The sequence below is a fragment of the Streptomyces sp. NPDC008125 genome, assembly GCF_042957125.1.
GTDB lineage: Bacteria > Actinomycetota > Actinomycetes > Streptomycetales > Streptomycetaceae > Streptomyces.
In genome coordinates, this window is sequence record NZ_JBIBHR010000019.1 from 1 (window position 1) to 19759 (window position 19759).

Sequence of the window (19759 nt, forward strand, 5' to 3'; positions counted from 1 at the left end):
ATCTGTCCGATTCCCGGTCGAAGCGGGTCAAGCAATTTTCGCTTTCCAGTTCTTCGCTTTCGCGTTTCCCTTTCCGGCGAGTCCGACTCTATCAGGCAATTCCTTGCCCTCCGACCAGGCCGCCGCAGGCATGCGGAAGCCCGAATTCGGGCAGAGTTTCGCAGGAGAGTCGCCACCGACCCCGGGACCAGAAGTCGCGGTGGGGCCAGGCAGATCTACGACAGTACAGCCTCGTCGGGAGACGAGGCAAATCGTTCGCGGTGCACTTCTACGTCAGCCAAACGGGACATCTCGCGCGGAATCGTGACTTCCCATGACTTACGCTGCTGAGGAGTGCGCCGCCCCGCGACACCGGGGGATGGCCATCCAGCAGCCAGGCTCCCCAGCTCCACTTCCCGGAGGCATCCATGACCCACGTGACGTCCCCCCTCAGCGGACAGGCCATCGGGCTGGCCGCGGTCCCCGACCCGGTCTTCTCGGGAGCGATGGTGGGGCCCGGCACGGCCATCGACCCCGTCCGGGAGCCAGGCGAGGCGGTCTCGCCGGTCGACGGCGTCGTGGTCTCCCTGCACCCGCATGCGTTCGTGGTGGTCGACAGCGAGGGGCACGGTGTCCTGACGCACCTGGGGATCGACACCGTCCAGCTCAACGGCGAAGGGTTCCAGCTCCTCATCAACAAGGGGGACACCGTGACCCGCGGGCAGGGAATCGTGCGGTGGAACCCGGTCGAGGTCGAGGCGGCGGGGAAGTCCCCGATCTGTCCCGTCGTGGCCCTGGAGGCCACGGCCGACTCCCTCTCGGACGTCCAGGAGTCGGGTGACGTGAAAGCGGGAGGCACCCTCTTCGGCTGGCAGTGACCCTGCCCTTCCGTCACGAGCCAGTCGGACATCCACCGCGGGGGTTCCCGCCGCACAAACGGAGACGGGTGACATGGAGACAACGCTGCGAGGCGTCGGTGTGAGCCACGGGGTGGCCATCGGCGAGGTCCGGCACATGGGGACGGCGGTCCTTGAGCCGCCGGTCAGGCAGATCCCCCCGGAGGAGGCGACGCGGGAGCAGGGACGCGCCCGGCAAGCGGTGGAGGCCGTCGCGGCCGACCTGATCGCGCGCGGGAACCTCGCCGGCGGTGAGGCGCAGGGGGTGCTGGAAGCGCAGGCCATGATGGCGCAGGACCCGGAGCTGATGGCCGACGTGGAGCGCCGCATCGCTGAGGGGAGTACCGCCGAGCGCGGTCTCTACGACGCCTTCGCCGCGTACCGCACGCTGCTGGCCAATGCCGGGGAGTACCTCGCCGGGCGGGTCGCCGATCTCGACGACGTACGCAACCGGATCGTGGCCAGGCTGCTCGGGGTGCCGATGCCGGGGGTGCCGGACAGCGACCATCCGTACGTGCTGATCGCGCGGGATCTGGCTCCTGCGGACACCGCGCTGCTCGATCCGGCGCTGGTGCTCGGCTTCGTCACCGAGGAGGGCGGGCCGACCAGCCACAGCGCGATCCTGGCGCGCGCCCTCGGGGTGCCGGCCGTGGTCGCGCTGCCCGGCGCCGGTGAGCTGGCCGAGGGCGTGGTCGTGGCCGTCGACGGCGGCACCGGCGAGGTGTTCGTCGAACCCAGCACGGAGAAGCGGGCCGCGCTGGAGGGCGCTGCTGCCGCGCGCGAGGCGGCGCTCGCCGCCTCCAGTGGGCCGGGCGCCACCTCGGACGGGCACAAGGTGCCGCTCCTGGCCAACATCGGCGGTCCGGGGGACGTGCCGGCGGCGGTGGAGGCGGGCGCGGAGGGCGTCGGGCTCTTCCGTACGGAGTTCCTGTTCCTGGACGACAGTGAGCAGGCGCCTTCCGAGGAGAAGCAGGTAGCGGCGTACCGCGCCGTGCTGGAAGCCTTTCCCGAGGGCCGGGTCGTCGTCCGGGTGCTCGACGCCGGAGCGGACAAGCCGCTGGCCTTCCTCACCCCGGCCGACGAGCCGAACCCCGCGCTCGGAGTGCGGGGGCTGCGCAGCCTGCTGGACCACCCGGACGTCCTGCGCACCCAGCTGACCGCTCTGGCCAAGGCTGCCGAAGGGCAGCCGGCGCAGTTGGAGGTCATGGCGCCGATGGTCGCCGACCGGGCCGATGCGAAGGACTTCGCCGACGCCTGCCGCGAGGCGGGGCTGTGGGCGAAGGTGGGGGCGATGGTGGAGATCCCGTCGGCCGCCCTGCGGGCGCGCTCGGTGCTGCAGGAAGTGGAGTTCCTCTCGCTCGGTACCAACGACCTCGCGCAGTACACCTTCGCCGCCGACCGGCAGGTGGGCGCGGTGTCCCGGTTGCAGGATCCGTGGCAGCCGGCGCTCCTGGACCTGGTGGCGCTGTCGGCGGACGGGGCGCGCGCCGAGGGAGCGAGCTGTGGGGTCTGCGGTGAGGCGGCGGCCGATCCGCTGCTCGCCTGTGTATTGACCGGGCTCGGGGTCACCTCCCTGTCGATGGGCGCGGCCTCGCTCCCCTACGTACGGGCGATGCTCGCGCAGTACACACTGGCGCAGTGCGAGCGGGCCGCCGCGGCGGCCCGCGCCGCGGACTCCGCGGAGGACGCGCGGAGCGCGGCCCGGGCGGTGCTGGAGGGCGCGTAGCCGCGCCCACTTGCCGGGCGACCTGACGCAGGGGCTCCCCGCAGTGGTCGCGGGGAGCCCCTGCGCGTGCGCGCCCGGTGCGTGGGCCCGGTGCGTTGGCCTGGGGCGTGGGCCTGGGGCGTGGGGCTCCGGGTATGGAGGCGGGTCAGTGGTGGGGCCGGGGCTCCTCCGCTCCGATGTCGAAGCCGGCGCGGTAGTCCACGCCCGGTTCGGGGCCGACCGGCTCGCCGGTGCCGGCGTCGGTGCAGTAGGCGGAGAACACCTCTCCCGCGGTCAGGGGGAGCAGGCTGCCCCGGTCGAGCCGCCAGCCGTGGACCCGGTCCGGGGCGTCGGGGGTGGTGGTGCGCAGGACGACGCCTCCGGGGGCCTCCAGCGCGACGCCCACCGCGAGCACGGTCGCCAGCTCCGTCCCTTCGGCGGCTGAGAGAACGGGCGGGCGTCCCCCGTCCTGGCGGGTGTGGAGGACGGCGAGGAGCCGGTCGTCGGTGGAGCGGATGGAGCAGACGACGTGGTGCGTACCGGTGCCGGCGGTCTCCAGGAGCCGGAGCAGAAGGTGCGAGGCCCGGTCGAAGGCGGCCCCGCCGATGTCCTGGCCGCAGTCCGCGCAGGCCCCGAGGTCCGCCAGGAGCACGGTGGCGTATTCCCAGGTGGCACGGCGTACGACGCGGGAGACGAGAAGCGGGAGAATCCGGTCGAGCGGCTGCCCGGTGTAGGGGACCGTGACGCCGGCGGTCGCGATCTCGGCGGTGAAGCGGGTGCGGGCGTCGGCGCTGTCGGGGTCGAGCCGGTGCTCCGCGCAGAACTCGCCGAACTCCGACGGGTCGAAGAGCGCGAGGCTGGTGTGGAGCCCCTCGGCCTCGAAGCCTTTCAGCAGGCCCTCGACCTCGTGGAGATAGGCGGCGTGGTCCTCGAAGGGGAAGGTGCGGTAGGCACGCATCGCCGCGAAGTCCTGGGGGTCGACCAGGACGCCGACGGTGCCGGGGACTTCGCGGCGCAGCGCTCGGCGGGTGGACCGGGGCCGCCGGTCCGGCGGGGCCCCGGTGCGGCGGGCGCGGCGGGTCGGGTCGGTCGCGCGGTCGGTGCGTCCGTTGCGTCCGGTGCGGTTCATGAGCGGTGCTCCCCCTGAGTACGGCGGTCTGGTACGGCGGTCTGGTACGGCGGTCCGCGCGCGTTCGGCTCGCGGAGACGTACGGTCGATCTGTGCCTACTCAGCGTAATCAGGGGGTCTGACAACGGCCTGCCCGCCGCGGTCCGTCTCAGTGGCGGGTGCGGGCCAGCTCGGCGTAGTGGCGGAGAAGGCCGACGTCGTCGATGGAGCCGGCGTTGACCGCCTGGTCCAGGGGGGTCCCCTGGAGGAGGCGCTTGACGGGGACCTCGATGCGCTTGCCGGTGAGGGTGTGGGGGATGCCGGGGACCTGGATGACCTCGTCGGGTACATGGCGGGGCGAGAGGTTCTCGCGGAGCGTGCGCGTGATCGCGGTGCGCAGGTCGTCGTCGAGTACGGCTCCGTCGGCGAGGTGCACGAAGAGCGGCATCCAGTAGCCGCCGTCGGGCTCTTCGATGCCCACGACGAGGGATTCGCGGATCTGCGGCAGCCGCTCGACGGCCTCGTAGATGTCGGCGGAACCCATGCGCACACCCTGGCGGTTGAGGGTGGAGTCGGAGCGGCCGTGGATGATCACCGACCCGCGTCCGGTGAGGGTGATCCAGTCGCCGTGGCGCCAGACGCCGGGATACGTGGCGAAGTAGCTGTCGTGGTAGCGGCTGCCGTCCGGGTCGTTCCAGAACCGCAGCGGCATGGAGGGCATGGGCGCGGTGACGACGAGTTCGCCGACCTCCCCCAGGTGCGGCGTGCCGTCGGCGTCCCAGGACTGGAGGTCGGTGCCCAGGCACGGGGCCTGGAGCTCCCCGATGTGGACGGGGAGCGTGGCCACGGCGCCCGCGAAGCAGCTGCAGACGTCGGTGCCGCCGCTGACCGAGGCGATCCACAGGTCGTCGGTGACCTCGTCGTGCAGCCAGCGGAAGCCGTCCGGGGGCAGCGGCGAGCCGGTGGTGGCCACGCACTGCACGCGGCTGAGGTCGAAGTCGCGCCCCGGGTGGGCGCCCGCTTTGCGGCAGGCCATGACGTAGGCGGCCGAGGTGCCGAAGAAGGTGGCTCCGGTCTGTTCGGCGACGCGCCACTGGGCGCTGATGTCGGGGTGTCCGGGGCTGCCGTCGTACAGCACGACGGTAGTGCCGGTGAGGAGGCTGGAGACGAGGAAGTTCCACATCATCCAGCCGGTGGACGTGTACCAGAAGAAACGGTCCTCCGGGCCGAGGTCGCAGTGGAGCCCGAGCTGCTTGTAGTGCTCCAGCAGGATGCCGCCCTGGGACTGCACGATCGCCTTGGGCAGTCCGGTGGTGCCGGAGGAGTAGAGGACCCAGAGCGGATGGGCGAAGGGGACGTGCTCGAAGCGGGGTTCGGTGTCGGCGGCGGTGACGTCGGCCCAGGCGAGGGCCCCTTCCGGGGCGGGGGTACCGAGCAGCGGAACGTGGACGACGGCGCGCAGGGTGGGGAGTTCGCGGCGGAGTTCGGTGACGGTGGCGGTCCGGTCGTGCTCCTTGCCGCCGTAGCGGTATCCGTCGACCGTGAACAGGACGACCGGCTCCACCTGCTGGAAACGGTCGAGGACGCTGCGGGCGCCGAAGTCGGGGGCGCAGGAGGTCCAGACCCCGCCGACGGCGGCGGTGGCGAGGAAGGCGACGACGGCCTGCGGGATGTTCGGGAGGTAGCCGCTGACCCGGTCGCCCGGGGTGACGCCGAGGGCGCGCAGTTCCGCCGCGAGGGAGCCGACCTGACGGCGGAGTTCGGACCAGCTCATGACCGCCTGGGCCTGCGTCTCGTCGACGTGGAAGAGCGCGGGGGCGTCGGCGCGGAGCGGGTCCTCGGCGGTACGCAGGGCGTGTTCGGCGTAGTTGAGGGTGGCGCCGGGGAACCACTCGGCGCCGGGCATGGCGCGGCTCGCGAGCACGGTCTCGTACGGGGTGGAGAACCGGATGTCGAACCATTCGGCGACCGCCTGCCAGAACGTGTCGAGCTCCTCGACGGACCAGCGGTGCAGTGCCGGGTATCCCCCCTCGGCGGGCGCGCCGTGGCGTTCGGCCGCCCAGCTCTGGAAGCGGGTGACGGCCGCGGCGGCGACGCGTTCGGGGCCGGGCTGCCAGAGGGGTGTGTCGTCGGCTGCTGAGGTCATCGGGCGGCTCCTGGCTGACGGGTGCGCGGGGTGGGCGTCGACGCGCACGTGCAGGGGGTGGTGCGCGCGAGCACTGAGGACGATGCCATGTGATCGTCCGCCGCACCAGGGTCGGCCGGGCGGGTCCCGGCGTGGCGGCCGTCGGGCCGTCGCGGCGCTCGGTGCGGTGGGGTTCGTGTACGCCTGCCGGGGCCCGGGTGAACGGAGGTTGAACGAAACGCCCGTCAGGTTCGGCTGGTGGCAAGGTGTGCGCCATGGACGGTCATGGCCTGGTGCGCTCGGTGAAGTTGATGGGTTCGGTCGGTGGCATGCGGACGGCCTGGCGGTCGTGGCGCGGGGACTCGTGGGTGTCGCCGCAGCGCGGTCCGGAGCTGGCCAGGGTGCCCGGGGCGTTGCTGGGGGCAGAACCCGGGCCGGGGGGCGGCGTGGTGCGGTTCGCCCGTTCGGAGCTGAGCATCCGGGTGGCGGCGGGCGGAGCGGTGTTCTGGTCGTGGGACGGGGCCGGGGGGCGCCCTTCGCACGGTCTCCCGGGGACGGAGCCGGCGCCCGATCCCCGCGCGCGTCTGGAGCCCGGCACGGACGGTGGCTGGCAGGTGGTGTCGGAGCGTCTGACGGTGTCGGTGTCGCGCGTCGGGGCGGTGGAGCTGCGGACGCCGGGCGGCGTCCGGTTGCGGCGGGAGCTGCCGCCGCGCTGGTGGGAGGCGGCCGGCGGGGGCCCCGCCCGGTGGGTGCAGCGGTCGCAACTCCCTGCGGACGCGCGGTTCTTCGGGCTGGGCGGGCCGCCGTCGGGCCCTCGGTTGCGGAGCGGTGCGTACCCGCTGGTCGTCGCCACGGATGCGGGGCGGTACGGCCGGGGCGGCGGGGCGGGCGGCCCGTCGGCGCCGGTGCTGCCGGTGCAGTTCGTGGTCTCGGACGCGGGAACGCACCTGGTGTTCTACGACAGCACCGGGACGGGGCGGATGACCATCCGGGAGGGTGAGGAGGGCGCGGGTTCGGGGCACGACCGGCCGGGCGGCAGCGAGGTCCGGATGGACGGCGGGCCGTTGCGGTGCTGGGCGGTGGCGGGGACGCCGGCCCGGGTGCTGCGCGGCTGGACCGGGCTTGCGGGTGCTCCGGCGCTGCCGCCGCCGGGGGCGCCGGAGCCCCGGCACGCGGTGGAGGGCGGGGTGGGCGGGGAGCGTGAACGGGACGTGCGGCGGATCGTGTCCGGAGGTGCGGCGGACGGCTGGCCGGGGTTGCGCGCGGCGCTGGCCACCGTCATCGGGCTCGGCCTGTGCGGGGTGCCGTACTCGGGGCCGGAGCTGAGCGCGTTCGGGGACGTGGACTCGTCCGAGCTGTATCTGCGGTGGCTTCAACTGGGTGCGCGGCTGCCGTTGTTCCGCACCGGGGCCGTGGCCCGGAACGGTACCGGGGAGGAGATGCCGGCCTACGGGAGAGCGGCGTTGCTGGAGCGGGAGCGGCTGGGCCCGTACTTCCTGACGCTGGCGCACGTGGCGCGGCTGACGGGCGCGCCGTACGTACGGCCCCTCTGGTGGGACGCTCCCCGTGACCGGGCGCTGCGGGACTGCGAGGACGCGTTCCTGCTGGGCGACGGGTTGCTGGTGGCGCCGGTGCTGGAGCCGGGAACGGTCCGGCGGACGGTTCGGCTGCCGCGGGGGCGCTGGTACGACACGGGGACGGGCCGGTCGTACGAGGGGCCGGGGCGGGTGACGGTGGAGGCGCCGTTGTCGCGGATTCCGGTGCTGGCGCGGGCGGGCGTGGTGATTCCGGTGCGGGGCGACGACGGCGGGACGGAGCTGGAGGCATGGGCGCCGCGGCCGGGGCGGCGGGGCGGCGGGGTGCTGGTGCGGGGCGCCGGCACGGGGCGGGAAAAGCCGGTGGTGGAGCGTTTCCGCACGCGGTGGGAGGACGGGCGGGTGGTGGTGGAACGGGACGGCCACGCCGGGCCGGTGCCGTACCCGGTGCGGGTGCGGGGGGTGTGACCTGGGGCCGCGTGCTGGTGGCCGGTGTCCCGGCGTCCGCCGGGCCTCAGGCGTAACGGCCCCCGAACCAGGCGCGGGCGGCCTCGGTGTGCAGCGGGAACGCCAGCTCCCGGGGTGCGCGCAGCACGTCGTACCCGGCGGTCTCATCGGTCGGTACGGACGGCGGGAGCCGGTCGGCGGGACGGGTGGGAAGGAGGCCGAAGAGGAGGAGGTGACCGTCTCGGGAGCTGAGCGCGTCGGCGAGGGTCACCTCGTCGACGGCGGCCTCGATGCCGGTTTCCTCGCGGAGTTCGCGGACGACGGCGTGCCGCCAGTCCTCCCCGTGGTCGATGAACCCGCCGGGCAGGGCGAGTCCGCCGCGCCGGGGTGCGATGGTCCGGGTGATGACGACCAGGCCGCCGCCCGCGTCGTCGGTGACCGGGAGCAGGGCGACGGCCACCGGGAGCGGGTTGCGGTAGGCGGTCGTGCCGCAGGCGGCGCAGGGACGGGGCCATGCGCCGGCGCGGACAACGGATGCGGCGTACGGGGCTCCGCAGGCGGCGCAGTGGGAGTCGCGTACGGGCGTAGCGAGGGGCTCGGACACGGGCGGACTGTATCCGATCACGCTTCCCCGGGGGGCCGGAACCTGATAGCGATGTGCCCATGACAACAACGACCGCCGCATCCGGTTCCGTGCTCCGCGCCCTCACCGTCGTCGTCGCCGCCCTGCTCGCCGCCACCGTATCCATCCCCTCGGCGCGGGCCCGGCCGGAGCCGAAGGCGCCGGACGGCTTCGTCGCGCTGCGCTCCGTGGACCCCACCATCATCGAGGAGATCCGGTACGCCACGCCGCACACCTTCATGGGCGTCCCGGTGGACGGCTACCGGAAGCCGGTGTGCCTCGTGACCCGCCCCGCCGCCGAAGCCCTGCACCGGGCACAGACCGCATTGCGACACGAGGGCTACTCCCTGAAGGTGTACGACTGTTACCGGCCCCAGCGGGCGGTGGACCACTTCGTGCGCTGGGCGACGGACCTCGACGACCAGACCATGAAGGACGAGTTCTATCCCCGCGTCGACAAGACGCGGCTGTTCGAGGACGGTTACATCGCGGAGAAGTCCGGACACAGCCGGGGCAGCACGGTCGACCTGACCCTGGTGAGGCTGCCCGCCGTACCGACGAGGGCGTACCGGCCGGGCGAGCCGCTCGCCCCCTGCTACGGGCCCCGGGACGCGCGGTTCCCCGACAACTCGGTGGACATGGGTACGGGCTACGACTGCTTCGACACGCTCGCGCACACCGACGATCCGCGGATCCAGGGCGCCCAGCGGGCAAACCGGCAGTTGCTCAGGGGGACGCTCGCCGGTCTCGGGTTCGTCAACCTGGCCGAGGAGTGGTGGCACTACACCTTCACGCCGGAACTCTTCCCGGACACCTACTTCGACTTCCCGGTGGACGGGCGCTCGGTGCGCGGCCTCTGACGGCGCCGGGCGGACGGCACAGGACGGTCCCGGCGGCCGCTCCCCCGCATCTGGCGGGCGGGACCGTTTCCCGGCGGGGCGGGAGCCGATACCTTGCCCCCATGACGCAGCAGACGTTCGATTCGTACGAGGAGTTCTGGCCCTACTACGTCGCGATGCACTCCAGGGCCGCGACCCGCTGGGTCCATCTGACCGGGACCCTGACCGGGCTCGCGATCACCGCCTACGGGCTGGCGCGCGGCCGGAAGCGGTACGCGGCGGCGCTGCCACTCATCGGGTACGGGACGGCCTGGCCGGCGCATTTCCTGATCGAGGGGAACAACCCGGCCACCTTCGGCCACCCCGCCTGGTCGCTGCGCGGGGACGCGCAGATGATCCTGACCATGCTCGCCGGGCGCGACGCCGAGCTGGCGGAGACCGCCGCGAAGTGGCTGGCGGAGAACGCGGACCGGCCCGCCGCCGGGTGACGGCGCGGACGAACCCCTCAGGTGCCGGCCGGCTCCCGGAGCCGCCCGGTCCGGGTCAGCGCGTGTTCGACCAGCTCGACCAGGACGTCCCGGACCGAGGACCGTTCGCGGGCGTCGCACAGCAGGACCGGGATGTCCGGCCCGAGGTCGAGGGCGGCCCGCACGATGCCGGTGGGGTAGGTCTCGGCGCCCTCGAAGCAGTTGACGGCCACCGCGAACGGGATCGCCCGGCGTTCGAAGTAGTCGACGGCCGAGAAGCACTCCTCCAGGCGGCGGGTGTCCGCGAGGACGACCGCGCCCAGGGAGCCCTGGGCCAGTTCGTCCCAGAGGAACCAGAAACGTTCCTGCCCGGGAGTGCCGAAGAGGTAGAGCACCAGCTCCTCGCGGAGGGTGATGCGCCCGAAGTCCATCGCCACGGTGGTGGTCCGCTTGGTCTCCATCCCGGAGACGTCGTCGACGGGCCGCCCCGCCTCGGTGAGGTGCTCCTCGGTGCGCAGCGGTCTGATCTCGCTGACCGCGCCCACCAGCGTCGTCTTGCCCACGCCGAAACCGCCCGCCACCAGGATCTTCAGGGTGACGGGCGCGACGGCCCGCTTGCGGCGGCTAGAGCGCCCGAAGGCCATTGATCACCTCGCGCAGAAGGTTCACGTCCGGCAGTTCGGCCGGCGGAACGGGTCGGGTCACCTGCACCAGCTCCTCCTCGACGAGATCGGCCACCAGGACCCGTACCACTCCCACCGGGAGGTCCAGGCCGGCGGCGAGCTCGGCGATCGACTGGGGCACGGCGCAGCAGAGTTCGACGATCTCCACGTGCTCCGGGGAGAGGGTCGCGTCCCTGTCGGGGTCGTCGGCGGCGGGCTCGGGGACGACGACCGCTATCAGGTCGAGCCGGAGGCTGACCGCGCCGCCGGTGCGCCCGCGGGTCATCGCGTACGGGCGTACGACCGGCCCCGCGTCCGCGTCGAACCAGGGCAGGGGCCGGACGCCGGGGGCGGCGCCCGGCGATCCGGGGACGGTGTCGCGGGCCGGTTCTGCGCTCATGCCATCCCCTCACCCTCCTGCGGACGTACCGGACGTACGGGGCACGTTGACCAGGTGGGCCCCCACGCGCTTGACCATGAGTGTCATCTCGTACGCCACCTGGCCCACGTCGGAGTCCGCGTCGGCCAGTACGGCGAGACAGCTCCCGTCGCCGGCCGCGGTGACGAAGAGGAACGCCTCGTCGAGCTCCACGACGGTCTGGCGGACCTGGCCGGCGTCGAAGTGACGGCCCACGCCCTTGGCCAGGCTGTGGAAGCCTGAGGCGACGGCGGCGAGGTGTTCACCGTCCTCGCGGCTCAGGTCCCGGGAGGTGCCGGTGGCGAGGCCGTCCCTGGACAGAACCAGGGCCTGGCGGATGCTGGACACGCGGTCCACGAGTTCGTCGAGCAGCCAGTTGAGTTCGCCGGACCCCCTGCGTTCGGAGTCGTGTGCGGCGGCGTGCGGTGCGGTCATCGACCGTCCCCTCCCGGTGGTGTTCCTGGGTCTGAGTCGCCCGTGTCGGTCGTCTCGCCTGCGTTCTGCCGGCGTCCGCGCTGCCAGCCGCGCTGGAGCGAGGCCATGCGGTCACGGACGTGTTCGGCCTCGCGCTGGATGTCGTCGCGTTCGATGGCGGGGGGCTCCGGCTCGGTGCGGGCCTCCGTCTCCTCGCGGAGCTGCGGTACGAGGCTCGCCTGGCGGATGCGCCGGGGCAGGCCGCCGACGGTGTCGACGGACCGGATCGTCACCGGCTCGGCGTCCGGCTGCGGGAGCGCGGGCGCCGGGACCGGGGCCGGTGCGGGGACGGGTGCCGGTGCGGGTGCCGGTGCGGGGACCGAGCGGGTCGGTCCGCCGGAGCGGGGGGCGCCGATGCGTCGGCCCTGCTCGGCGACGAGCGCCGGGGGTGTGCGGCGGGGCAGCGGCGCGGGTCCGTCGAACCGCATCGGGCGGACCGGTGACACCGGGCCCTCGTGTTCGTCGCCCGCCTGCTGGTGCTGCTCCGGTCCGTCGCCCCGGCGCGTGTCGCGGGCGCGGAAGAGGCCGCCGCGCTCGCTGTCGCTGTCCTCCAGGTCGCCGAGGCTGCCGAGGACGGGGGCGAGAGCCGGGTCGAGCGCCCGGTCGCGGTCGCGTTCGAAGGCCGCGCGCTCGCGCGGGCCCATCGGCGCCTCCAGCTCGACCGGGCCGTCGATCGGGCCCGGCGGGAGCGAGGACGCCGCACCGGCCGCGTTCTGCTCGGAGCGCGGGCCCGGCAGGGCGCGCTCGGTGCGGCGGTCGAGCCGGAACCCGGTGCCGTGGGTCTCCGGTGCCTCGGTGAGCAGGTTGGCCGGGATGAAGACGACCGCCGTGGTGCCGCCGTACGGGGACTTCTGCAGGGAGACCCGCACCTTCTGGCGCTGGGCCAGCCGGCTGACGACGAAGAGGCCGAGACGGTCGGTGTCGGAGAGTTCGAAGTCGCGGGTCTCGGCGAGCCGGAGGTTCGCGTCCAGCAGGATCTCGGGGGTCATGCCGAGTCCGCGGTCGTGGATCTCGAGGGTGAAGCCGTTGGAGACGCGGTCCCCGTGCACCTGTACACCGGTGTGCGGCGGGGAGAATGCCAGGGCGTTCTCCAGGAGTTCGGCGATGAGGTGGGTCAGGTCGGCGACGGCGGGTCCGCCGACGCCGATGCGCGGGAGTCTGCGGACCTCGATCCGTTCGTAGTCCTCGACCTCCGCGACGGCGGCGCGCACCACGTCCATCAGCTGGACCGGCTTGCGCCACTGGCGGGAGGGGGCGGCCCCGGAGAGGATCACCAGGCCTTCGGCGTGCCGGCGCATACGGGTGGTGAGGTGGTCGAGGCGGAAGAGGTCGGCGAGCTCCTCGTCGCTCTCGGTACGCCGTTCCATCGCGTCGAGCAGGGTCAACTGGCGGTGCAGCAGGACCTGGTTGCGGCGGGCCAGGTTGACGAAGACCTCGGAGACGCCGCGCCGCATGTCCGCCTGTTTGACGGCGGCTTCGACGGCGGCCCGCTGAAGGGTGTTGAGGGCCTGGCCGACCTGCCCGATCTCGTCGGGCTCGTAGCTCAGGGTCGGGGCCTCGGTCTCCACGTCGATCTGCTCACCCGCCGCGAGCCGCCGCATGACGCCCGGCAGGCGTACGCCCGAGGCCTCGTGGGCCTCCTTGCGGAGCCGGGAGAGGTCGCGGACCAGCTCGCGGCCGATGCGTACCGATACGAAGACGGAGACGAGCAGGGCCAGGAAGCCGAGGACCCCCGCGACACCCGCGAGGGCGAGCACCCGGTAGCCGGCGGGATCGGCGCGGTCCTGGAAGCGGTTGGTCATCTCCGTGTAGTCGTTGGCCAGCCGGTCCAGCACGGGGGGCGCGGCCCGTTGCCAGCGCGCCGTGTCGATCCCGGCGCGATCCCGTGCTTCGCCGCCCGCGATGAGGGCGTTCTCGGCGGTGCGCAGGGGTTCGGTCTCGGGGCTGGCCCAGAACCGTTCGACGCGCAGGCGTTCGTCGCTGGGCAGCATGTCCAGGTTGACCTGGTAGAGCAGCTGGCGCTGGGCGACGAGGGCGGCGAGCTGGCGCAGATCGGCGTCGGTGAGCCGGGAGGTGAGGAGGCCGGAGGCGACCAACGCGTCTTCGCGGGACAGGAGTTCGCGGGCCCGGGAGACACCGACGAGCGCGCGGACCTGTTTGTCCAGGGAGACGTGCTCCATGGTGCTCAGGCCGTTGAGGAACCGGTAGGCGGGGTCGACGAGGCCGTCGTAGAAGTCCATCGCGCGCAGCCGGGTGATACCGCGGTTCTCCACGGACTGCCGGAGTGCGGGGAGTCCGTCGGCCGCGCTGAGCACGGCGTCGAGGCGGCCCTGGGCGTCGCTGCTGAGCTCGTCGCGGATGCCGCCGCGGCCGGCGCCGACCCTGATCTCGGCCACCGTCCGGTCGGTGATGGCCTGTTGGCGGCGGAGCAGCGGCAGCGCGTCGGAGGCTCGCGGGTCGGCGAGGAAGACGAGGGTCTGGCGGCGTTCGTCCTGGAGGGAGCGGACCGCCTGCTCCAGCGGGTGGCCCACCTTTTCGACTATGGCGCCCGCGTCCATCATCTGGCTCGCCTGGCGCCCGGTCACGTACGTGGCGAACGCCCAGAGCGCGGTGAGGGAGACGAGGGGCACGAGAAGCAGTGCCGCGATCTTCCTGCGGATGGACTTCCCGCGAAAGCGCATGGCCTCCCCCAGCTCGACCCCCGCACGCGGGGGTGTGTCCGTCGGTCACGCCTCTGCAAACGGCGCGAGCCTACTACTGACACTCTGACAACTCGAAGGACCGTCCGGGCGTTTTTCGGCCTTCCCGAACGGAGTTGACGCGATTCACTCCCGCTTTTCGGCTCGCAGAACTCGGCGTGCGACAGAAATACAGGCGCCGGACACCCGGAAATCCGGTACCGGACACTTGGCCGGAATTACGTGTTTCGTGACCCTTGACCGGGCTGATCGTTGCCAACTCGCGGGAATCTTCGTACCCACGTATTCGTCCGTACGTACGGGGCAGGAGTCACGCCGGAGGCCGGTGCGGCGGGACGGCGGGGGTCCGCCGTGCGGTTGGCCCGGCCGGCCCGCGTAGAACGACGGCGAGCCGGGCAGTCACCCTCAAGTCGGTCAGCGGTGGGGAGTTGAAGGTCCTTTGAGCACTCGGGAACGCCGGGGCGCCGCGTCGTCGGACGCCATGCCGGTGCAGGACATGCGTGTGCCTCGGCAGTTGTGGGTGGAGGAGCCGGCGGTCCGCAGACGAATGCCCGATCCCGTCCGCACGGCGGCGGTGCGCGCCGTGATGATCGTGTCGCTGACGCTCATCCAGGCCATGGTGGCGTTCCTGTGCACCATGGCGGGGTCCTGGCTCGCCTTCCCCATGGTGCTCGGCGGGGTGGCCGGCACGGTCGGGGCGACCTGGTCGGTGCTGGACGTCTGGGTGACCCGCCAGGTGTGGAACCAGCGCCACGGCGTGGTGTCGGTGCCGAGCAGCACCGCCCGGCGGGTGCGGCGCGAGCGTCGGCGGGCCCGCCGCGCGGAGCGCGGGGCCGCGCGCGAGGGCGGGTCGGGCATAGGGGGACAAGGGGAACACAGGCAGGGCAGCACGGGCCGAGGGCGGCTCTCCCGGGTGTGATCCCGGTGGCCGGGCTCTCCCGGGCGTGATCCCGGGGAGTGCCCGGCTTCCCGGGTGTGGTCCCGGGGACGCCGCCGTACGGGCGCGCTCCGTGCCGTCCCGCCGGATCAGGCCGTCGCCTGCTCCGTGCTCCGCCGGAACATCCGGGTGGCCGTGATCTCCCCGTGCACGGTCTCGCCCTCCGGGTCCTGCTGGGGCAGTCCCGGCCGCAGGTGCTCCTCGACGCTGATGTACTTCAGCCCGGCCCGCAGGTCCGCGTCGTTGCGGAGCCTGATCACCAGCGGGAACTCCGCGAGCGCGGTGGTGTCGAACAGCCCGGTCGTGTAGAGGAGCTGGACGCCGAGCGCGTCCGAGACCGCGCGCTGGAGCTCCAGCAGGTACGTGGCGTTGGCACGGCCGATGGGGTTGTCCAGGAAGAGGGTGCCGGCGTGCCGGTGCTTGTCGCGGCCCCGGTCGTTGCTGCGGAGCGCGGCCATGGTGCAGTACAGGGCGATGGCCGCGGTGAGCAGCTGGCCGCCGGAGAAGACGTCCCCCATCTGTCCGACGGGTACGCGTTCGGCGCGGAGCACCGCGTCGGGCTTGAGGATCTCCACGGCGATGCCCTTGGGCCGCAGCGCCGCCTCGACCCCGCGCAGCAGCAGGGACATGCCGTCGCGGCGCAGGTCGGCGTTCTTCTTGAGGGCCGAGTGGGTCGCCTCGTCGATGACCTCGCCGAGGCGCTCGGTCAGGGTGGCCTGGTCGGGTTCCTCGAAGCGGATGCGGAGGAACTCCTGTCCGGACCACTCCCCCAGTCCTTCGGGCAGCCGGGACAGCCGCTGCGCGGAGCGCAGGGTGGCGAGTGAGGATTCCACCAGGCCGCGCAGCCGGTCGACGATGGAGTCGCGGTTGCGTTCCAGCTGGGCGAGTTCGTCGGTGAGGACGCGGAGCCGGGGGGCGAAGGCGTCGGCCCACTTCTGCGCGTGCTCGGGCAGGGCGGAGGCGGGGAGTTCGCGGATCTGCTGGCGGGCGGGGGTGCGTACCTGCTCGTACCGCGTGGAGTTGGCGTGCCGTACGAGGATGTCGCTCGCCTCCCGGACCGCGGCCTCGGCGGCGGAGAGGTCGGCCGCGCAGCCGCGCAGCGAGCGGCGGGCCTCGGCGGCCGAGGTCCGGGCCTCTTCGAGGGTGCCGGGGTGGGGCTCGGGGCCGTCCTCCTCGTCCTCGGGACCGTGGTCGCGCAGGAGGTCGCGCAGCAGGGCGGCGGTCTCGTCGAAGCCGCCCGCGGAGTCCTCGGCGGTGCGGTGGGCGTGCAACAGCTCGGCGTGGGCGGCGCGCGCGGTCTCCAGGGCCGCGGTGGCGGCGGAGAGTTCGCCGGTGGCGGTACGCAGCAGGGTCTGGGCCGCTTCGGCGTCGGCCGGGACGAGATCCTCGGGCAGTTCGGTGTGGTGGGGCGACTCGTCCTCCGGGGCGAGGCGCTCGGCCTCGCCGCGCAGCCGGCCCAGCTGCTCGCTGGCGGTGGAGGCGCGGGTCTCCAGGAGCTGGACGAGCGATTCGGCGCGGGCCGCCGCCGCCTGCCGGGAGGGACCGTCGGCGCCGTCGGTACCTTCGAGGAGCTGGGCGGCGCGAGTGCGCACCTTGTTGCTGAGGCGGTCGAGTTCGGAGAGCGCGGCGCTCTCGTCGCTCTCGGCGCGGGCCTGTTCGGCGCGGAGGTCGGCGCCGACGCCGACCTTCTCGTACAGCTGGGAAGCGGCGCGGTAGGCCTCGCGGAGGGTGGGCAGTGCCTGGCGGGCGGTGTGCTCGTCGGGCTCGGGCAGGGTCTCCGGGGCGCCCGCGATCTCGGCGCGTTCGGCGCGCAGCGCGCGGGCGGTGCGGCGGGCGTCGTCGGCGGCGCGCTGGGCGGCCCGGCGGTCCTCGTCGGCGGCGCGGGCGCGGTCCAGGAAGGTCTGTGCGCGGGCCTCGGACTCGGCTCCCTCGTCGACGAGTTCGCGGAGCCGGAGCTGCCAGCCGGCTCGTTCGCGGAGCCGGTGGGCGAGGCCGGCGAGGACGTCGGCGACGCGGCGGGCACGCTGGGCGGCCTCCTGGCGCTCTTCGCGGACGCGGGCGGTGTCGGCGGCCGCCTCGTCGGCCTCGGCGCGGACGGCCCGGGCCTCGGCGAGGGCTTCCTCGGCGGTCTCGGCCGCCGTCCGGGCGGTGGTGGCGGCGGCGGCGAGTTCGGCGAGCATGCCGGGCGGACAGTCGGAGCGCCAGGCTCCGATCCGGGCCGCCAGCGCGCGGTCGCCGGCCAGCCGGGCGGCGAGGGCGCGGATGTCCTCGTCGCGGTCGGCGGCCCGGGCGCGCAGGGCCTGGCGCTCCTCGTCGGCGGCGAGTTCGTCGTGCATGGCCGGGTTCGGCGGTACGAGGAACACGTCGTCGGCGCCGCTGCCCGCGTCGGGTACCGGGGCGAGCAGCGCGGCGGCGGTGCCGACCGCGACGGTGGAGCGGGGCAGCAGGGCGGCGCCGCCGAGCACCTCGCGGGCCCGGGCATGGGCGCCGGGGTCGGTGATGACGACACCGTCGACCAGTTCGGGGCGGGCGGCGAGGACGCGGGCGTGGTCGGCGGGGTCGACGGCCTGGGCGAGGTAGCGCCAGCCGGGCAGGGCGGGGATGCCCTGCTCGCCGAGGTACTCGACGGTGGCCAGGACGTCGGGGCCGGGCGGCAGCAGCCCGCCGTCGCCGAGGGCGCCGAGGATGCGGGAGTCGTCGGCGGCGGCCGTACGCAGGTCGAAGAGCCGGCGTTCGGCGGTCGCGATGCCCTGGTCGAGGAGTTCGCGCAGCTCGTCGGCGCTCCGGTCGAAGTCCTCGGTCGTCAGCGTCCGGGCGGTGGCGGTGCGACGGTCGGCCAGGGCGACCCGGCGGTCGGTGCCGTGCTGGGCGGACCCGGCGTCACCGGGGGTACGGGTGCCTCCCGGCGCGGTGCCGTGCGGTTCGTCGGGGCCGGTGCCGCTGCGGGGCTGGGGGACGCCGGTGGCGGAGGGCAGGCCGAGGAGATCGGCGAGGCGGCCCTCGGAGGCGAGGGCGTCGGCGGCGGCCCGCTCGTCCTCCCAGGACTGCTCGGCGGCCTTGGCCGCGTCGGCGGCGCGGGCGGCGGCGAGTTCGGCGCGGCTCTCGACGGCGGCGGCCTCCCGGGCATGGTCGGCACTGGCGCGGGCGGCGTCGCGGGCCGTGTCCCAGGCGGCGACCGCTGCCTGTTCGGCGTCGCTGGCGGCGAGCGCGGCGCGGGCCGGGTCGGCGTCGGGGGCGGTGTCGTCGAGCCAGCCTGCCCGGACCGCCTCGGCGGTCTCCTGCTCGACCTCGGCGAGGCGCTGGCGCAGGTGGCCGGCCTCGCTGCGGGCGCGCTGGGCCTCGGTGGCGGCGGTGGTGGCGTCGCGGTGGGCGCGCTCGCCCTCGGCCTGGAGGGTGTCGGAGCGCTCTTCCTCCTCGTTGGCCACCCGCTCGCCGTCCTCGGCGGCGGTGTGCAGGGCGCGTACCAGGTCGGCGGCGGCGGTGGCCCGGGCGGCGAGCGCGGGCGCGGCGTCGCGTTCGGCCTCGCGGATGGCGGCGGCGACGCGCGCCGAGCGGTCGGCGGCGGCACGGTGGCGGAGCACGGCCTCGGCGGCCTGCCAGGCGGAGTGCAGCGTACGGGCGTCGCCCAGCTCGCGGCGCTGGGCGGCGGCGGACTTCTCGGCGGCGGCCAGCGCGAGGGAGGCGTTGCGGTAGGCGAGTTCGGCGGCGACGAGGGCGCGGTGGCCCCGGGCGCGTTCGGCCTCGGTGACGGTGTGGGCGGCGGCGGTGACGTGCTGGGCCAGCTCGGCGGTACGGCCGCGTTCCTCGGCGGCGCGGGCGGAGAGCCTGCGCGCGAGGGTGCGGGTGCGGCGTTCCGCGCCGGCGTGGACGTCGCGGCTGCGGGACCGGGCGGCGGTGGCCTCGACGATCCGGCCGAGGAGGTCGGCGGAGCCCGCGGTGAAATCGCGTTCGGCGGTGAGCTCGGCGCGGCGGCCGAGCTTGTTCCCGAAGCCGCTGACGAGGTCGGCGAGGCCGTCGGTGTCGCGGGTGTCGGTCACGGCCCGCAGCAGCAGGTCGGTGAAGTCGGAGTCCTTCTTGACCGCGAAGAGTCCGGCGGCCTCACCCTCGTCGGCGTTCATCTCACGCTGGTAGCGGAAGAGTTCGGGGTCGAGTCCGAGGTCGCCGAGGTGCTCGTTCCACCGGTCGTGGATCTCTTCCCAGTGCACGTCGAGGTGCTGGTAGAACTTCCCGGCGTCCATCAGGGCGTCGCGGAAGCCCTTCATGGTGCGGCGCCTGCCGCGGGCGCCGGAGGTGCCTTCGGCGGGGCGTCCGACGGCGGTGGCCTCGGCGACGGGGAGGTTGTCGAGGCTGAGCCCCGGTCCGGGGCGGAAGGAGTACCAGGCCTCGGCGAACCGGCGCGGGTCGTTGGAGACCTGGTGGCCGCGCCACTCGCTGACCTTTCCGACGACGACGCATGCGCCGGTGAGGGTGTGCTGCCACTCCAGGGCGACGTGCCCGCAGTCGTCGGCGAGCAGGAACTTGCGGAGTACGCCGGAGCTGGCGCCGCCGAGGGTGTTGCGGTGGCCGGGCAGCATCACCGAGAAGATGAGCTTCAGCAGGACCGACTTGCCGCCGCCGTTCTCCAGGAAGAGGACACCCGCGGGGGCGGGCCGGCGCGGCGGGCCGACCGGCTCGTCCTCGAAGAACTCGGCCTGCGCCGGGGCGGGTTCGGGTACGGGCGCTCCGACGCCGCGCAGATCGAGAACGGTGTCGGCATAGCGCGCACCGGCCGGTCCGATGGAGTAGAGGCGGACCCGGGACAACTCGTACATGGCGGCGGACTCTCGTCGTTCGTGAAGCGGAACGG

General features: G+C 74.0%; 14 protein-coding genes. 6 read left to right on the forward strand and 8 right to left on the reverse strand.

Features of this window, described 5'->3' with window-relative positions; all coding sequences use genetic code 11:
- The first annotated feature begins 407 nt into the window (after positions 1-407).
- Together ACFZAX_RS27620 and ptsP are read left to right on the forward strand one after the other, a co-directional pair.
- Entirely contained in the window at positions 408-857 is a 450-nt protein-coding gene (locus ACFZAX_RS27620) for a PTS glucose transporter subunit IIA (protein WP_390964984.1), read from the forward strand.
- A 73-nt stretch (positions 858-930) separates the two neighbouring features.
- Positions 931-2601 carry a phosphoenolpyruvate--protein phosphotransferase gene (gene ptsP, locus ACFZAX_RS27625; protein ID WP_390964985.1) on the forward strand — a complete coding sequence of 557 codons (1671 nt, stop codon included), beginning with the start codon at positions 931-933 and terminating at the stop codon, positions 2599-2601.
- A 145-nt stretch (positions 2602-2746) separates the two neighbouring features.
- Here the strand turns inward: ptsP and ACFZAX_RS27630 are convergent, their stop codons facing one another.
- Positions 2747-3709: a hypothetical protein gene (locus ACFZAX_RS27630; protein ID WP_390964986.1), complete on the reverse strand. Its 963-nt coding sequence runs from the start codon at positions 3707-3709 to the stop codon at positions 2747-2749.
- A 148-nt stretch (positions 3710-3857) separates the two neighbouring features.
- Positions 3858-5834, reverse strand: a complete 1977-nt coding sequence (locus tag ACFZAX_RS27635; protein WP_390964987.1) for an acetoacetate--CoA ligase — start codon at positions 5832-5834, stop codon at positions 3858-3860.
- 254 nt (positions 5835-6088) lie between these two features.
- Here ACFZAX_RS27635 and ACFZAX_RS27640 point away from each other — a divergent pair, with 254 nt between their 5' ends.
- Positions 6089-7816, forward strand: coding sequence for a TIM-barrel domain-containing protein (locus ACFZAX_RS27640; RefSeq protein WP_390964988.1), 1728 nt, complete (start codon positions 6089-6091; stop codon positions 7814-7816).
- Positions 7817-7862: 46 nt separating this feature from the next.
- Here ACFZAX_RS27640 and ACFZAX_RS27645 read toward each other — a convergent pair whose 3' ends face one another.
- Positions 7863-8399 carry an NUDIX domain-containing protein gene (locus ACFZAX_RS27645; RefSeq protein WP_390964989.1) on the reverse strand — a complete coding sequence of 179 codons (537 nt, stop codon included), beginning with the start codon at positions 8397-8399 and terminating at the stop codon, positions 7863-7865.
- A gap of 59 nt (positions 8400-8458) precedes the next feature.
- Here ACFZAX_RS27645 and ACFZAX_RS27650 point away from each other — a divergent pair, with 59 nt between their 5' ends.
- Positions 8459-9277, forward strand: coding sequence for a M15 family metallopeptidase (locus ACFZAX_RS27650; RefSeq protein WP_390964990.1), 819 nt, complete (start codon positions 8459-8461; stop codon positions 9275-9277).
- Positions 9278-9378: 101 nt separating this feature from the next.
- Complete coding sequence (locus ACFZAX_RS27655; RefSeq protein WP_390964991.1) at positions 9379-9744, forward strand: Mpo1-like protein; 366 nt, start codon at positions 9379-9381, stop codon at positions 9742-9744.
- A 17-nt stretch (positions 9745-9761) separates the two neighbouring features.
- Here ACFZAX_RS27655 and ACFZAX_RS27660 read toward each other — a convergent pair whose 3' ends face one another.
- From ACFZAX_RS27660 to ACFZAX_RS27675, 4 genes are read right to left on the reverse strand one after another with little or no spacing between them, the layout of a single operon-like run.
- Positions 9762-10367 carry an ATP/GTP-binding protein gene (locus ACFZAX_RS27660; protein ID WP_390964992.1) on the reverse strand — a complete coding sequence of 202 codons (606 nt, stop codon included), beginning with the start codon at positions 10365-10367 and terminating at the stop codon, positions 9762-9764.
- Positions 10348-10785 carry a DUF742 domain-containing protein gene (locus tag ACFZAX_RS27665; protein WP_390964993.1) on the reverse strand — a complete coding sequence of 146 codons (438 nt, stop codon included), beginning with the start codon at positions 10783-10785 and terminating at the stop codon, positions 10348-10350. Before ACFZAX_RS27665 ends, ACFZAX_RS27660 begins: the two co-directional genes overlap by 20 nt.
- A gap of 9 nt (positions 10786-10794) precedes the next feature.
- Positions 10795-11238 carry a roadblock/LC7 domain-containing protein gene (locus tag ACFZAX_RS27670; RefSeq protein WP_390964994.1) on the reverse strand — a complete coding sequence of 148 codons (444 nt, stop codon included), beginning with the start codon at positions 11236-11238 and terminating at the stop codon, positions 10795-10797.
- Positions 11235-13958 carry a nitrate- and nitrite sensing domain-containing protein gene (locus ACFZAX_RS27675; RefSeq protein WP_390964995.1) on the reverse strand — a complete coding sequence of 908 codons (2724 nt, stop codon included), beginning with the start codon at positions 13956-13958 and terminating at the stop codon, positions 11235-11237. Before ACFZAX_RS27675 ends, ACFZAX_RS27670 begins: the two co-directional genes overlap by 4 nt.
- A 514-nt stretch (positions 13959-14472) precedes the next feature.
- Between ACFZAX_RS27675 and ACFZAX_RS27680 the strand changes: the two genes are divergently transcribed.
- The gene (locus ACFZAX_RS27680) at positions 14473-14895 is read left to right on the forward strand and encodes a hypothetical protein (protein ID WP_390964996.1); all 423 of its coding nucleotides are present in this window, start codon (positions 14473-14475) and stop codon (positions 14893-14895) included.
- 107 nt (positions 14896-15002) lie between these two features.
- Here the strand turns inward: ACFZAX_RS27680 and ACFZAX_RS27685 are convergent, their stop codons facing one another.
- Positions 15003-19724: a hypothetical protein gene (locus ACFZAX_RS27685; RefSeq protein ID WP_390964997.1), complete on the reverse strand. Its 4722-nt coding sequence runs from the start codon at positions 19722-19724 to the stop codon at positions 15003-15005.
- Positions 19725-19759: the final 35 nt, after the last annotated feature.